Source organism: Dokdonia sp. MED134, assembly GCF_000152925.2.
Taxonomy (GTDB): Bacteria; Bacteroidota; Bacteroidia; order Flavobacteriales; family Flavobacteriaceae; genus Dokdonia.
The window spans coordinates 758,384-774,088 of the sequence record NZ_CP009301.1 but is presented as its reverse complement, the minus strand read 5'-3'; the positions used below and the strand labels follow the sequence as shown (position 1 = coordinate 774,088).

The following is a 15,705-nucleotide window of genomic DNA, read 5'->3' as shown; positions in this document are numbered from 1 at the left end:
AATCGCCCTTTTATTTTTTTATGTAGTACAATCTATAATCCACCGTTGGCCTGTAGATCTTGAATACATAAATCATCAAAATCTGGTATGCTTTCTATTGAGCTTGTATTAAAGGAATTTGTTACCGTCTGAAAATACATAAGGCAGTCCTCTACATTGCAATGTCTAGTGTTATCTAAATCTTCGTGACCAGATAAATCTGGCGTTCCCGTATTTACAAGGCCAAATATGTGTCCAAACTCGTGACGTATAGTAGAGGTCTCTATAAGTGTTCTATTAATAGGTGTAGTAGAGTTATTTGCAAGTTCAATAAAGGTTTTCTCATAAATAACCATAGAAGTATTTCTATATGCAGAGCCTAGTACTACAGAGTTACCGCTGTCTCCCTCACTGCGCTCGTCAGAAAAGAAAAGCCACACGCCTAGTTCATCACCATTGTTAAACACCGTTCTATTCGCATCCTCAATAGCTACTATCTCGTTTATATCATAAGGTCCTGTTTCATCAGTCGTTATAATAGATTCTACCATTGTAATGCCGTCTGGTTTATCCAGTCTTTCTTCTAAAAATGGTAAGAGTAAATCTAGGGTTTGCTGTGTAGGTCTAAAACCTTGTGGGTAAGCGATCTCTACACGCATACTTGTAAAGTCCTCACTAGATAGTAGTTCTGCAGCAGAGCTTCCTAGAGGTTGTTGGTTTGCGGCATTTTCATTTGTTTCTGGAACAGTTGTTGTATCATCTTCACTACAACCTAAAGCGATAGTAAGGAATACAAATAAAAATGTGAGATATTGTGAGGATTTCATATGTTATATGTTCTATATTTATCGCTATAATTTAATCGTAAAAATGATGAAAAAATTACTTTTAGCCATATTTTTTATTTCTTCTCTGACTATTCAGGCTCAAGATACTAGTTATCACGAAGATGTACTTGCTTATTTTAAAGTAAACGGAACAGAGGCGCAATATAGTAACGCTACAGATGGTCTTTTTGACCTTCTTAAAAAGCAATACGAAAGTCAGAATGTGCCAGAAACAGTCTGGACAGAACTTAAAGCAGAAACACCAAAACAAGTAGAACGCATTTTAAATATGCTCGTATCTGCATACAGAGGTAGCTATAGTCAAGAAGATATACAAAATATGCTTGCCTTTTATGAAACTGGTACGGGACGACAGTTACTTGCAGACAGAACAGCCTTAAGCTATGAGCAGCAAAAAGAGGCCTCTGTATTTTACAATACACCTACTGGTCAAAAAATATTAATGGTAGAACCAGATATCGCACAAAATGTAGGTGAGATTTCTCAAATATGGAGTAGAGATTTATATCGCTCTATGGTAGATAAACTTGCCGAAAAGGGATACTCTATGTAAGCGATAGCCTTGCAAGATAATCATAATGATCACCTTCAAAAATGAGCTCACACTTGAGCTCATTTTTTTTTGCATACCACTCAAGCTTTGCATAATCTAGATATAACCAATCAAAAGTGTCTCCTTGTACACCCTTGTAACTCATACTATAAGTGACCTCACCATAATAATCACGATGGGTGTCTACCCAGAAACCACCATCTTCGTCTTCAAACATATAGGCTATATCAGAACCATCTATGAGAATTTGTCCTTCAGGCAATAGTAATGATTTGAGATGTTTTAAATAGCTATGTATTTTCTGCACTTTTTCAAATATTCCCGTGCCGTTCATTAGTAATAGTAGCGTGTCATAAGTGCCTTTGTGATCAAGTATAGCACCTTGTATAGAATTTTTAAGACCACGCTTTCGCGAAAGCGTAACAGCCCCCTCACTTATATCAATACCAGTGACATCAAGACCTTGCTCTTGTAACCAGAGACTATGGCTACCGGCACCACTGCCTATATCAAGTGTTTTACCTTTAGAAAGTTCTAAAGCTTTCTGTTCAAGTAAGGGCATTTCTTTAAAATCTCTGAATAGATAAGGAACGGGTATCACATCATCTTCGGCTATAGAGGAGTGTACCACAATATCTTCTGTATACTCATCATTCATAAAATCAAGAAGCGCTGCCCCAAAAATATCTGCCTTTGTACCCATACCTTTATTATTACCTTTGCGCGATGGAAGAAGTATTAAAAAGCCTCCCACAGCTGGCCAAAGATAAGCAGAATGAGAACAAAAAATTCTTTGCAAAGCTGCGCAATAAACCGCCAAAAAAACTTGACTACATAATGCAAGAATTGCACGAAGAGGAGTTTGAAAGAACAGACTGCCTTACGTGTGCAAATTGTTGTAAAACCACAGGACCTTTATTTACAGATAAGGACATACAGCGTATTTCAAAACACTTCAGAATGAAGGAATTTGATTTTATTAAAACTTATTTGAGAGTAGATGAAGATAAGGACTATGTGCTACAGGAAACCCCGTGTACTTTTCTAGGAGCAGATAATTACTGCTCTATATATGAGGTACGCCCTAAGGCTTGCAGAGAGTTTCCACACACGGATAGAAAAAAGTTTCAGCAAATCTCTAAGCTTACGTTAGAAAATGTAAAAATGTGCCCAGCTGCTTTTAATATCGTAGAAGAAATGAAAAAGCGTATTAAGTTGTAATAATATAACTTTAAAGCTATAAAGCCTTTGCAATTTCCATACCTCCAAAAACGGCAAGTATCCCTAGCGCAAAACTAGCGATAGCATAAAGTGCAAAAGTCATAAAGTCTCCAGATTTAAGAAATACGTGGTTCTCATAAGCAAAGGTTGAGAAAGTCGTAAACCCGCCACAAAATCCTGTAGCTAGTAGCAAAGCTGTATTACTAGACAGCGAATTGTTTTTAAGCGCCCACCCTAAAATGATGCCTATAAGTAAACTACCCAGCACGTTTGCAGCAAAGGTCCCATAGGGTATTCCCGTTGTTGTGCTGTTAAGGTATTTACCTAATAGATATCTGGCTACACTGCCAGTGCCACCACCTATAAAAACGAGTAAGAGCGATTTCAAATTGGTTTATTTTATATCTTCTATAGGTACATAAATCTCTGTCACCCAGTTTGCAGGGTTAGGGTGATTTTGAGGATCTGTTACGTACACCTCAAATGGCTTTTCGCTTGATAAGGTGTATCCTTGATCTTGTACATATTGCATCGCTGTTGCCCAGGCTTCACCTAGGTTTACATAATTGCCACGTAAGGTTGCCTTTACAGCAGTAACCGTAGGCATATAACCACTAAAGACGTTTGCATCACCTGCAACAATTATTTTTTCTCTTACCGGTAAGGCATTAGTCATAATAACATCACCATTATCTAGCGTCTCATTATATATAGTAAATGGCATCCCACTTATTGCGATGTTGTTTTCATTCATAAAAGCAGTAATACCACCATAATTCTCACCCATTATTTGAGATACTTTATTAGCCTTTGCAGAGGTAGTTCTATAAAGGTAAAAACCGCCGCTATATTGCGTGATACCATCTACATTAACAGTGTATTTTGAGATTTCTTTTCTGGCTGCAGCTTCCAGTCCTGTAAGCCCTTCATCATACATCGCCATCATATCACCATCAAAGTCCATACCTGTGATGGCATAGTACACCTTATCCATAAGTGTATGCTCTCCTTGTATTCCCCAGGTAACGATGGTTGCTAGTTCTGGTGTAGTTTCAAAAGTCCAGTAAACCTCTGGCTTGCGCTCTCCACCTGGAGTTTGTAAAGTCATATCCTGTTTTATAGAAGTATGAGGTATAGCCTCTGTAGTAGTCATACTACCATCCATCTCACCTTGCCAGCTATATGAAGCTCCCTCGCCAGATGTTTTATCTGCATAGTTAAAAACCATTGTAGGCTCTTCTTTTTTCCAAGGTCCCCAGTCCTCCCAAGTTTTATACTCGTTTACAATATCATAAATCACCTCTTTTGGTGCATTCATCGTGCGTGTAGATTCTATTTGATAGGTGCCGTCTTGTGTACCAAAATAAATAGCACCTCCTATAACTACGATAAGAATAAGAAAAAGGAAGAATTTTAAGAATTTCATTGGTGATGGTTTGGTTTATGGGTAAAGATAATAAAATTCATCGTGTGGAATTTCGTTATATTTACGACCATTATTTACACAAAACATATGAAATATAAAGGAGTATACGCACTTGCCATTGCCGCTATGGTAGCAGTAGGATGCGCAGAAGAAAAGAAGGATGATAACGCTTTCGCGAAAGCGGAAAAAACCGCCACCACAGACTTTGATTTTACAGTAGGTCAGTTTGCAGATATTAAAATACTACGTTATCAAATACCAGGATTTGAAGATCTTACACTAAAAGAGCAAAAACTAGTGTACTATATGACACAGGCTGGTCTTGCTGGTCGTGATATTATGTGGGCTCAAAACTACAGACATAATCTTGCTATTAGAGAGGCTCTTGAGACTGTATATACATCAGATAAGGTGGAAAAAACAGGCGAAGAGTGGGCACAGTTTGAAACATACCTAAAGAGAATCTGGTTTGCAAACGGGATACACCACCACTATAGTAATGCAAAGATGAAACCTGACTTCTCACCAGAGTATCTTAAAAAAGTACTCGCAGAGAGCGGTGCTACGCTCGAAGGTGAAGCTTTTGATGTGCTTTTTAATGATAAAGACAGCAAGAAAGTAAACCTCTCTAAAGATGCAGATATTGTACTTGAGAGTGCGATAAACTTTTATGGCCCAGATGTTACCACAGCAGAGGCAGAGCAGTTTTATGACGCCATAAAAGTAGATACAAATGAGCCTATAGAAAAAGGACTTAATACGCGTCTAGTAAAAGAAAACGGAAAACTTGTAGAGCAAGTTTATAAGAGTGGCGGTCTTTATGGAGAGGCCATAGATAATATTATAGGATGGCTAGAAAAGGCAAAAACTGTTGCCGAAAATGAGCAACAAGAAAAAGCTTTAGGATTACTTATCGAGTACTACCAGACGGGAAGTTTAGACACTTGGGATGATTACTGTATTGCCTGGGCAACTTCTACCGAGGGAAATATAGACTGGATAAATGGTTTTATAGAAGTATATAATGACCCTAAAGGATATAAGGGGTCTTATGAAACCATCGTACAAATCAAAGATTTTGATATGTCAAAAAAGATGGCAGTACTCTCTACAGAGGCACAATGGTTTGAAGATAACTCACCACTTATGCCAGAGCATAAAAAAGAAACTGTAAAAGGTGTTTCTTATAAAACAGTAATTGTTGCTGGTGAGGCCGGAGATGCATCACCTTCTACACCTATAGGAGTTAACTTACCTAACAATAACTGGATACGCCAGACGCACGGTAGTAAGTCTGTATCACTAGGTAACATTATAAACGCATATAACAATGCGGGAGGTTCTGGACGTCTTAAAGAGTTTGCGCACGATGAAGAAGAGATTGCGCTAGAGGAGGAGTATGGTCAACTAGGAGATAAACTTCACACAGCGCTACACGAAGTAGTAGGTCACGCCTCTGGTCAAATTAATAAAGGAGTAGGGACACCTAAGGAAACGCTTAAACGTTATAAATCTACCATAGAAGAAGGTAGAGCAGACCTTTTTGGGCTATACTACCTTATGGATCCAAAACTTCAAGAACTAGGTCTTGTAGAAGACTGGGAGAAAACGGGTAAGGCGGCCTATGACGGTTACATACGTAACGGTCTTATAACGCAACTTATACGTTTAGAACTTGGTGATATGGTAGAAGAAGCACATATGGTAAATCGCCAGTGGGTGAGTGCTTGGTCTTACGAGCGCGGTCTAGAAGATAATGTGATAGAAAAAGTTACTAGAGATGGTAAGACGTACTATAACATAAATGACTATGTAAAGCTGCGTGAGATTTTTGGAGAACTTCTTAGAGAGACACAACGCATCACTTCTGAAGGAGATTATGAAGCTGCAAAAAATCTTGTAGAAGATTATGGAGTACAAGTAGATCAAGACATTCACAAAGAAGTGCTTGACCGCAACAGCCAGTTTAAAAGCGCACCTTACAGCGGTTTTGTAAACCCAGCTATTGTGCCTACTATGGATGGTGAGGAGATCACTGGTTTTTCTATCCAGCAGCCAGAAAGCTTTGAGTCACAAATGCTAGAGTATGCATCTAAGTATGGATCACTAAAATAGTGTTATAACGCTTTCGCGAAAAGTAAAAAGGCTCTCTTTCAACATTGAAAAGAGAGCCTTTTTTAATTCTTAAAATAAAGAAAGCCCCACCGTATGAGAAGTACAATGGAGCTTATCTAAACAAAATTTTGAGGGATATTATAAATCTCTTAATACTCTACTTACAGCGTGTATAACGCCATTTGTAGCCTGTACATTTGTAGCAACTATTGGGTTCTCATCATTATCTGGATCAATTGCCGCTGCAGGATCTGCCTGTATCGTAATGTTTGTACCGCCTAGTGTTTCTACCATCATTCCATCAAGACCAGCAAGATCTTCTGCTCTTACATTTGCTCCAGCAATAACGTGTAGTTCTAGTGTAGCAGCGAGTGTAGCAGTATCAATATCATCTAGAGAATCTACACCAAGATCAGTAAGTAAATTTTCAAAAGCCGTGTTTACGGGAGCAAGCACAGTAAACGGCGCAGGATCTGTTCCATTTGGAGTTTGTAAAGCTCCTACGTATCCAAATGATGCATCTGCAGTAAGCGCTGATACTAATGTAGAAAAGTTAGGATCTGCCGTAGCAAATGTTGTTACATCTGGTAACCCTATTACAGTATCTACTACGTGTACAACACCATTTACTGCAACAATATCTGCAATGATTACATCAGACCCACCGTTAAGAGTAACACCGTTATCTGTGTTAATATATAAGCTTAAAGGTGCATCTGCCTCACCATTAAAGGTAGCTGCAGTATTTACATAACTATTAGTAAGTGTCCCAGAGATGGCAACTGTGCCTGGTACCACGTGGTTAGATAATACTTGTACTAGTACATCATTATCTACATCTTCTAGTGCTGAACCATCAAGAAATGTGTCAAACGCATCATTAGTAGGAGCAAAAACTGTAAAGTCTTGTTCTGTGTCGCTTAGCAATGTTGTAAATGTTGTGTTCCCCTCATCTGTGAGTGCCGCAACTAGTGAGGTTAATGCAGGATTTGTTGTGGCAAATGTTGCTATGGTAGGTAAGGCTATTACCGTATCTACAGCGTGTATAACACCATTATCAGTTTCAATATCTGGTGTAGTCACAGATGATTGACCATTTAGAACCACCCCATCTGTTGTGTCTACATATAAACTTATATTAGCATTAGAAGAAGGCTCTGTTGCGAGATTTGTTACATAACCCGTTGTTAGGTCTGTAGATGTAAGTGTCGTGTTAAGAACGTGATTAAGTAGTACTTGTCTTAGTACGTCTGTATCTACGTCTTCTAAGGCTGTTCCATCTAAAAAGGTTTCAAATGCAGCATTGTTAGGAGCAAATACTGTAAATGTTCCATTACCAGCAAGTGTTGCATCTAGATCTGTTTGTTGAAGTGCAGCTAGTAAAGAACTGTAGTCATCATTTGCTGCAACAAAGTCTGCAATAGTGTTGCTTTCTCCTTCGATAATATTTCCATTATCATCATCATCATCACACGATACTGAGACAAATAGCGTTAAAGCAAGAAATGCTAATTTTGTAAGATTAAATAGATTTTTCATAGTTTGTAGTTTTTGTTTAATGTAAAGCTAAAATAGATAAACAAAAAATAATCCCAATAAATAGTTAAAATGTCAAAATTAACAGTTTGCTTATTCTTAATAGTAGTTCATTTTCAGTGTATTACAGCCGCTCAGGAGATTAATCAATATGACGCTGCTGGAAAGCGTCACGGCGTATGGCAAAAAACCTATGAGAGTTCAAAACAATTAAGATATACTGGATCTTTTAACCACGGTAAAGAAATAGGTGTATTTAAATTTTATGATTCTAGTGGTGGCCATCCCACGGCTATAAAAGAATATACGACAGATTCACCTTTTGTAGATGTTACTTTTTATACAACAGAGGGAAAGAAAGTAAGTTCAGGTAAGATGAAGAACCGTAAAAGACAAGGTGAGTGGCTGTCATATCACCAAGACGGCTCCACAATTATGATAAAAGAGCAGTATAAAAATGGGCTTCTTGATGGACAGCGCAATGTCTTTTTTATAAGCGGACTTCCGGCACTTGTCGAGCAATATGTAGATGGAAACAAAAAAGGAAAGGCTATCACTTATACAGAGGAAGGAAAGGTGCTTAAAAGTGTAACCTATAAACAAGATAAGCTAGAAGGGCCAGCCATCTTCTATAACGGTTATGGAGAGAAAGAAGTAGCGGGTAATTATAAGAATAATAGAAAACACGGCCTCTGGAAGTATTACAAAAATGGTCAAGTAGACAAGGAGATTAAATATCCTCGTAATAAAATAGGCGTACAATAGTACTGTTCTGTAAGGAAATCATAGCAGTTACTACTACAATAGACTAGAGTATATAAGTAGTTATACAGTGCGTATAAAAGTAACATTTTGTCATTCTTATAATGGCTTGTTATTTTGTAATTTTGCGCCACAATTTTTTTAAGTGTTTCTAGGCACTTTATGCGAGTCTCAAAAGGGACTATTGAGTATACAATATCTAAGTAAAAGTTATGAAAACGGTAGTAGTAGGTCTAAGTGGAGGAGTAGATAGTAGTGTTACAGCATACTTGCTTAAGGAGCAGGGATACAATGTGATAGGCCTTTTTATGAAAAACTGGCACGATGACTCTGTAACAATCTCTGATGAGTGCCCGTGGCTAGATGATAGTAACGATGCGATGCTTGTTGCCGAAAAGTTAGGAATCCCTTTTCAAACGGTAGATCTTAGTGAGCAGTATCAAGAACGCATTGTAGATTATATGTTTAGAGAGTACGAGATGGGGCGCACGCCTAATCCAGATGTTCTATGTAATCGCGAGATTAAATTTGACGTGTTTATGAAAATTGCACTTTCACTGGGTGCAGACTACGTCGCAACGGGACATTACTGCCAGAAATCATCTATAGAGGTAGATGGTAAGACAGTATACCAACTTATCGCTGGGGCAGATAATAATAAAGATCAATCTTACTTTTTATGTCAGCTATCGCAGGATCAACTGGCAAAAACGTTGTTTCCTATAGGCCATTTACAAAAGCCAGAGGTACGTGACATAGCACTGCAACAAGAACTCGTTACTGCAGGTAAGAAAGATTCTCAAGGACTTTGTTTTATAGGGAAGGTACGTCTGCCAGATTTTCTTCAGCAGCAGCTTAAACCTAAGGAAGGTGTTATCGTTGAGGTGCCAGAGACCGTTATACCGGAAGTTGCGGGTGGTGATAAGGCTAGTAACGCTTTCGCGAAAGCGGAATTAGAAAACCTTGTAAAAAAACCATCATATACCGTAGCCGAAGGAAGAGTAGTAGGGAAGCATCAAGGGGCTCATTATTTTACCATAGGCCAGCGCAAAGGACTAGGCGTAGGCGGAACGGTAGAGCCACTCTTTGTAATAGATACAGATGTAAAGGATAATGTGATATACACCGGTCAAGGAAAAAACCATAGAGGTTTATATCGTAAAGGACTTTTTGTAAAGGAAGAAGAGATACACTGGATACGAGAAGATCTTACACTTGCGGTAGATGAGACAATGCAGGTAGAGGCACGCATACGTTACCGTCAACCTCTTGAGAAAGCCACTTTATATAGAGTAGATGGAGGTATGTATGTCATATTTGACAACCCACAAACAGCCATAGCCGAGGGGCAATTTGTAGCCTGGCATCACGGTGAGGAGTGTCTCGGTTCTGGGGTTATTTCGTAACTTACGTACGAAATCCTACGAGCCCTGGCTCATAAACTATGTCGCTATGAGATCCCTATTATTTTTAAGTCTACTGTTTGTATGCTTTTACACAAATGCCCAAGAGGCACAAGATGCTTGGGTTTATTTTGTAGATAAAGAAAATGTCACCCAAAGCTTAGAAAATCCCATAACGATACTCTCACAAGAAGCACTTGATCGTAAAGAACTACACGGTGTTATTATAGATGAGCGTGATGTCCCTGTGAATGAAAGTTACATTACTGAGATAAAATCACAAACAGGCATTACAGTGCTTGCAAAATCAAAATGGATGAACTGTGTACACGTACGTGGTACAGAAACCCAGGTAGCAACACTAGAAAACCTACCATTTGTTAGTGCTATTGAGTATGCAAATAAGAGTATTACCAGAGATGCGACACCATTACTTTTTTCTAAAGAAGATCCTCTCCAATCTCAAAGTAGAGTAGTTTTTAATTATGGGGCGACAGATAATCAAGTTACTATGCTATCGGTAGATGAGTTACATCTACAAGATTATACAGGTGAGGGGATGGTTATAGCTGTTATGGATTCTGGTTTTCCTGGAGTAGATGAAAATGAAGGTTTTGCACGATTGAGAGATGCAGGGAAGTTACTGGATGGTTATGATTTTGTAAGTCGAGAAGATAATGAGTTTGCATTTTCAAATAGCAGTCACGGTACACGTGTGTTGAGCGATATTGTAGGTTTTATAGAAGATGAGTTTGTGGGAACAGCTCCAGATGTTGCTGTTTATTGTTTTCGTACAGAAGATGTAGCTAGTGAAAATCCCGTAGAGGAGTCTTACTGGGTAGAAGCAGCAGAGCGAGCAGATAGTCTGGGTGTAGATGTTATAAACACCTCTCTAGGCTATCGCACTTTTGACAATCCAGATTATGACTATACGTATGAAGATATGGATGGCCAGTCTACCTTTATATCGCGCGGTGCAAATCTTGCTTTTGAGAAAGGAATGCTTGTGGTAACTAGTGCTGGTAACAGTGGCAATGGGATGATAAGTGCTCCAGCAGATGCTTTTGGGTCTTTTACGGTAGGAGCTGTAGATGAGAATGGCGATTATGCTAGTTTTAGTAGTATAGGTCCTTCTAGTGATGGTCGTATCAAACCAGATGTGGTTGCAAAGGGTGCTAGTAGTGCTGTGATAGATCAAAATAATAACATAACTACAAACAATGGTACGAGCTTTAGCTCACCTATAATGGCGGGAGCTATTACAAGCTTTTGGCAAGCAAACCCGCAACGTACTAATGCAGACGTTATGCAAATAGTGAGGGAGTCTGCTTCTCTATACACGAACCCTACAGCACAGCTTGGGTACGGAATACCAGATTTTGGCGCAGCACTAGATGATTTATTAACTCTAGAAGATTATAATAATAACAGCACGTACCAAATCGTGCCTAATCCTGCCTCGGAGATCGCGATGATAGTATTTCCTGAAGATGTAAGCAAAGTAGATGTACATATCTATGATATTCTTGGAAAACTCGTAGCGACAAAAACAGTAGAGTCTCAGGCAAGTTATCTACCTGTAGCAAATCTAAAAAAAGGAGTGTATCTCATACAGATTAATGATGGTACCACGCTTATTACACAAAAATTTATAAAATCCTAATGAATAGAATTACTTCGTTATTTAAAATAAAATACCCTCTTATACAGGGAGGAATGATTTGGAACTCTGGATGGCGTCTTGCTAGTGCTGTAAGTAACGCTGGCGGTCTTGGTATCATAGGTGCTGCTTCTATGTATCCAGATGTGCTTGTAGAGCACGTTGAGAAGTGCAAGAAAGCTACAGATAAACCTTTTGGGGTTAACATACCTATGTTGTACCCTAACATAGAAGAGCATATGAAAACTGTGGTAGATTATAAGGTGCCTATTGTTTTTACAAGCGCAGGTAATCCAAAGCTTTGGACTAAAGAATTAAAGAAGCACGGTATTAAAGTTGTACACGTAGTAAGTAGTGTGAAGTTTGCACTAAAGGCTCAAGAAGCTGGTGTAGATGCCGTTGTAGCCGAAGGTTTTGAAGCAGGTGGTCATAATGGTCGTGAGGAAACAACAACTTTTACACTCATCCCTATGGTAAAAGATAAGATAGATGTACCTCTTATTGCAGCTGGTGGTATTGCTACGGGTAGAGGTATGCTTGCTGCAATGACACTAGGAGCAGATGGTGTACAGGTAGGAAGTAGATTTGCAGCAAGTGATGAGTCTAGCGCGCATCAATTATTTAAACAAGCTATTATAGATACGCAAGAAGGTGATACAGTATTAACTCTTAAAGAACTGGCGCCTGTAAGACTTATAAAAAATAAATTTTATGAAGAGGTAGCAGCCTTATATACTACAGCACCTACTAAAGAGCAACTAGTTCAACTATTAGGTCGTGCAAGAGCAAAGAAAGGAATGTTTGAGGGAGACTTAGAACAAGGAGAACTTGAAATAGGACAAATATCTGGACTTATAAATGACATAAAACCTGCTGCAACTATAGTAAGCGATATGATAGCTGAGTATACGGAGGCAAAAAATGCATTACTCAATTTTGATAACTGGTAATACTACCATTATAGATTAAAAAAAGACCAACTATCTAATGTGATAGTTGGTCTTTTTTTATTGGTTTTATACACTTTTGAGATGTATGAATCTCGTTAGTTACTAGTTGCTCTTCTTTACATATTTTGTTACAATAACAACTTGTTGCCCTTGTATTCTACCTTCTATATGCTCTGCATTATCGTGTACTAGACTTATGTTTCTCATAAATTCTCCACGCTTTGCTGTAAAGTTTGCTCCTTTTACATCAAGATCCTTTATGAGCACGACACTATCACCATTTGCTAGGCGTGTACCATTTGCGTCTTTGTGTATTACTGTATTCTCATCTTCTTCTATATGCTCACCTGTGGCTTTTGCCCACTCTAAGGTTTCTTCTTCTAAATACATCATATCAAGAAGATCTTGTGGCCAGCCTTCTTTACGAAGTCTAGTAAGCATACGCCACGCCACGACCTGTACTGCTGGTACAGTACTCCACATACTATCATTAAGACAGCGCCAGTGATTTACATCTACCTCCTCAGGATTTTCTATCTGAGTAATACAAGTCTTGCAAGCGAGTATATCTTCTTCTTTAGGAACTACTATAAAAGGGGAGAGGTCATACTCATTACTACAAAGTTCACAAATGATGGTACGTTTATTAAGTTCTCTTAAGCTCACGGCAATTAGTTTTTATTGATAAAAAGAATATGTAGGGTAATAGCGCGAAGAAACAAAATTTAGCCGTAAGCTAGTTATTCCTTTCGCTCTTTTTCTTGCTCGTAAAATTCACGTCCTAATTGAGCGAGAAAGGGAATACCTATTTGCTCATACTCATAAGTGTCGTCATTAAAAATTTGATTTTCATTAACAAGTATGGTGGCAGAGAGTATAAAGCGTATATCATTTTGAGTATCCTCAATATAAGCTGTTTCTGTAAGCGTGCCGTATGCAAACCCTACTTTGTTATAGATATGTATATTATCTGGGATGGGTGTTGTTACATCTCCATACATAAAGAATTTTACATAGCTGTCGTAGTATTCTTCTTGATTATACTTTGCATCACGTGGGAGCGTTTTCATAGCCTTAAGTACTCTTTGTCTAGATGTTTCAGATAGTTCTAATCTTTTTGAGGTTTCAAAAGAGTGTGGGAATACCAGACTTTTTACAAAATGATGTTGCTCTTGTAATGGGAAGTGATTTTTTAAACCAAAATCCATAGGCTCATTTACAAGTTTTCCATTTTCAATATAGCCCTGTCCTTTTTTATTACCTCCCACATTATTAGGAATGAGGTCTTTGTCTTCTTTATTTGTGATAATAACACTTTCGGCTGTATAGCTTGGGAAAAATTGAATTGTTTTTCTAGCATTAACTGCTGCTTCAGGTGTAGCTAGTCTATGTTGTATGGTAGTTTGTGTGTAGTCTTTTTCGCGTAAGCGGGAGTTTATATAATCTCTACCTAGTAATTCATAAAGACGGTTATAAGCTTTATTATCGCTTACGGCAAAAATCTGTCGTAGGTCATCACTTATGCTATGCAGCTCCTCATCACCGTCTATGATGTAAGGTGTATCTAGGGTTATATCTTCTCTAGCATCTGCATATTCTGCGGCGAGTACGGCAACTGGAAGTTTTACAGTGCTTGCTGGGTAAAAGTAATTCTGTTCATTGAGTCCATAACTGTAATCTGTAAACTGCACTTCACCACTATCTGTGGAGTCAATCTGAGTAAAAAGAATCTGGACTTCGTATTTGTCTATACTATCTGTAACCCTTGTGATAAGCGGGCTAGATGAGTTAAGGGCTTTCTCTATGGGTGTAGAGCAGCTTGCCATAAATAAACATAATATAAGTACATATCTCATATTATAAATGTAGTTAGTATTCATAAAAAAGACCAGCTTAGGGCTGGTCTTTTTATAAAATATATCATTACTATTCTTCTATGAGAACTTGATTTGCAATAAGATCATCAAAGGTCTCTCGCTTGCGTATAAGGTGAGCTTTACCGCCTTTTATGAGTACCTCTGCAGGTCTGTAACGGCTATTGTAATTACTTGCCATTGTAAAGCAGTAAGCACCTGCGTTATCAAAAGCGAGAATGTCTCCTTCAGAAATTTCGGCGATGCGTCTATTATTTGCAAAGGTATCTGTCTCACAGATGTAGCCTACTACGCTATAAAAGCGCTCTCTTCCGTTTGGATTGCTTATGTTATTTATCTCGTGCTGGCTACCGTATAGCATAGGTCGTATAAGATGGTTAAAACCACTGTCTACTTGTGCAAATACTGTTGAGGTAGTTTGTTTTACTACGTTTACCTGTACCAGAAATTTACCAGACTCACTTACTAGAAACTTACCTGGCTCAAAGGTGAGGGTTAATGGTTTTTTATACGCTTTCGCGAAAGCGTTAAAACGTTTCCCTAGTTTTTCTCCTAGCTCCTCAATATTGGTTTCTATATCTCCTTCTTTATAAGGCACTTTAAAACCACTACCAAAGTCAATAAACGTAAGGTCGCTGAACTGCTTTGCCGTCTCAAAAAGGATTTCTGTAGCATACACAAAGACATCAATATCTAGTATGTCACTACCGGTATGCATATGTATACCGTTTATATTCATACCTGTGTTTTCTACTATGCGCAGTACGTGTGGTAGCTGGTGGATACTAATCCCAAATTTACTATCTATATGTCCTACAGAGATATTTGTATTACCTCCTGCCATCACGTGAGGGTTGATACGTATACATACAGGTGTCTCTGGGTGCTTTGTCCCAAACTGCTCTAATATAGAAAGGTTATCTATATTGATTTGCACGCCCATTGCTGCAACTTCTTCTATTTCTCCCAGAGATACTCCGTTAGGAGTAAATATGATACGATCTGGTGTAAAGCCAGCCTTAAGACCAAGTTGCACTTCTTGTATAGATACCGTGTCAAGGCCTGACCCCAGTCCTTTTAAGTGTTGAAGAATAGACAAGTTACTTAACGCTTTTACTGCATAGTTGAGGCGTAACTGTTTTACACTTTTAAAGGCGTTTGTAAGTCTATTATATTGTGCTGTAATTGTGTCTGCATCATACACATACACAGGGCTTCCGTAGCTTTTTACTACGTTTAAAAGGTCTTTATTAGTCATCACTTTATATTTAAAGTAAAATTAACTGTCTTCTATAAATAGAGAGAATACTTTTGTTATAAATGTTGAACAATAAGGTTAAAAAATGTTCATTATATAACAGCCTGCACAGGCTTTTGT

At 38.3% G+C, this 15,705-nt stretch carries 15 protein-coding genes; 7 read left to right on the top strand and 8 right to left on the bottom strand.

Annotated features, from left to right (window positions below):
• Positions 1 to 32: 32 nt before the first annotated feature.
• A complete protein-coding gene (locus MED134_RS03400) occupies positions 33 to 806 on the bottom strand; it encodes a hypothetical protein (RefSeq protein ID WP_021778767.1) in 774 nt (257 codons plus the stop codon).
• A 43-nt stretch (positions 807 to 849) separates the two neighbouring features.
• Between MED134_RS03400 and MED134_RS03395 the strand changes: the two genes are divergently transcribed.
• A complete protein-coding gene (locus MED134_RS03395) occupies positions 850 to 1,380 on the top strand; it encodes a DUF2059 domain-containing protein (RefSeq protein ID WP_038597008.1) in 531 nt (176 codons plus the stop codon).
• On the opposite strand, the gene MED134_RS03390 is transcribed toward MED134_RS03395, so the two are convergent.
• Entirely contained in the window at positions 1,373 to 2,083 is a 711-nt protein-coding gene (locus tag MED134_RS03390; RefSeq protein WP_021778769.1) for a class I SAM-dependent methyltransferase, read from the bottom strand. The two genes, MED134_RS03395 and MED134_RS03390, sit on opposite strands and share 8 nt — an antisense overlap.
• 23 nt (positions 2,084 to 2,106) lie before the next feature.
• On the opposite strand from MED134_RS03390, the gene MED134_RS03385 reads away from it, so the two are divergent.
• Positions 2,107 to 2,601: a YkgJ family cysteine cluster protein gene (locus MED134_RS03385; RefSeq protein ID WP_021778770.1), complete on the top strand. Its 495-nt coding sequence runs from the start codon at positions 2,107 to 2,109 to the stop codon at positions 2,599 to 2,601.
• Positions 2,602 to 2,617: 16 nt separating this feature from the next.
• Here the strand turns inward: MED134_RS03385 and crcB are convergent, their stop codons facing one another.
• Both crcB and MED134_RS03375 read right to left on the bottom strand, forming a co-directional pair.
• The gene (gene crcB / locus MED134_RS03380; RefSeq protein ID WP_021778771.1) at positions 2,618 to 2,989 is read right to left on the bottom strand and encodes a fluoride efflux transporter CrcB; all 372 of its coding nucleotides are present in this window, start codon (positions 2,987 to 2,989) and stop codon (positions 2,618 to 2,620) included.
• A gap of 6 nt (positions 2,990 to 2,995) precedes the next feature.
• On the bottom strand, positions 2,996 to 4,027 hold the full coding sequence (locus MED134_RS03375; RefSeq protein ID WP_021778772.1) for an SRPBCC family protein: 1,032 nt from the start codon (positions 4,025 to 4,027) through the stop codon (positions 2,996 to 2,998).
• Between the two features lie 87 nt (positions 4,028 to 4,114).
• On the opposite strand from MED134_RS03375, the gene MED134_RS03370 reads away from it, so the two are divergent.
• Positions 4,115 to 6,142: a dipeptidyl-peptidase 3 family protein gene (locus MED134_RS03370; RefSeq protein WP_021778773.1), complete on the top strand. Its 2,028-nt coding sequence runs from the start codon at positions 4,115 to 4,117 to the stop codon at positions 6,140 to 6,142.
• Between the two features lie 138 nt (positions 6,143 to 6,280).
• Here MED134_RS03370 and MED134_RS03365 read toward each other — a convergent pair whose 3' ends face one another.
• Positions 6,281 to 7,681 (bottom strand): fasciclin domain-containing protein, encoded by a 1,401-nt coding sequence (locus MED134_RS03365; protein WP_021778774.1) that lies wholly within the window; start codon positions 7,679 to 7,681, stop codon positions 6,281 to 6,283.
• A gap of 69 nt (positions 7,682 to 7,750) precedes the next feature.
• On the opposite strand from MED134_RS03365, the gene MED134_RS03360 reads away from it, so the two are divergent.
• The 4 genes from MED134_RS03360 (at position 7,751) to MED134_RS03345 (ending at position 12,453) form a co-directional block, all read left to right on the top strand.
• Entirely contained in the window at positions 7,751 to 8,443 is a 693-nt protein-coding gene (locus MED134_RS03360) for a toxin-antitoxin system YwqK family antitoxin (protein WP_021778775.1), read from the top strand.
• Positions 8,444 to 8,652: 209 nt separating this feature from the next.
• Positions 8,653 to 9,846, top strand: coding sequence for a tRNA 2-thiouridine(34) synthase MnmA (gene mnmA, locus MED134_RS03355; RefSeq protein WP_021778776.1), 1,194 nt, complete (start codon positions 8,653 to 8,655; stop codon positions 9,844 to 9,846).
• Between the two features lie 46 nt (positions 9,847 to 9,892).
• Complete coding sequence (locus MED134_RS03350) at positions 9,893 to 11,506, top strand: S8 family serine peptidase (RefSeq protein WP_021778777.1); 1,614 nt, start codon at positions 9,893 to 9,895, stop codon at positions 11,504 to 11,506.
• Complete coding sequence (locus tag MED134_RS03345; RefSeq protein ID WP_021778778.1) at positions 11,506 to 12,453, top strand: NAD(P)H-dependent flavin oxidoreductase; 948 nt, start codon at positions 11,506 to 11,508, stop codon at positions 12,451 to 12,453. The genes MED134_RS03350 and MED134_RS03345 overlap by 1 nt, the downstream gene beginning before the upstream one ends.
• Positions 12,454 to 12,555: 102 nt before the next feature.
• Here MED134_RS03345 and MED134_RS03340 read toward each other — a convergent pair whose 3' ends face one another.
• The 3 genes from MED134_RS03340 to lysA all read right to left on the bottom strand — a co-directional run bounded on the left by MED134_RS03340 (position 12,556) and on the right by lysA (position 15,585).
• Positions 12,556 to 13,119 carry a PhnA domain-containing protein gene (locus MED134_RS03340; RefSeq protein ID WP_021778779.1) on the bottom strand — a complete coding sequence of 188 codons (564 nt, stop codon included), beginning with the start codon at positions 13,117 to 13,119 and terminating at the stop codon, positions 12,556 to 12,558.
• Positions 13,120 to 13,193: 74 nt separating this feature from the next.
• Positions 13,194 to 14,333: a serine hydrolase gene (locus MED134_RS03335; protein WP_021778780.1), complete on the bottom strand. Its 1,140-nt coding sequence runs from the start codon at positions 14,331 to 14,333 to the stop codon at positions 13,194 to 13,196.
• A 46-nt stretch (positions 14,334 to 14,379) separates the two neighbouring features.
• Positions 14,380 to 15,585, bottom strand: coding sequence for a diaminopimelate decarboxylase (lysA, locus tag MED134_RS03330; protein ID WP_021778781.1), 1,206 nt, complete (start codon positions 15,583 to 15,585; stop codon positions 14,380 to 14,382).
• Between the last annotated feature and the right edge of the window lie 120 nt (positions 15,586 to 15,705).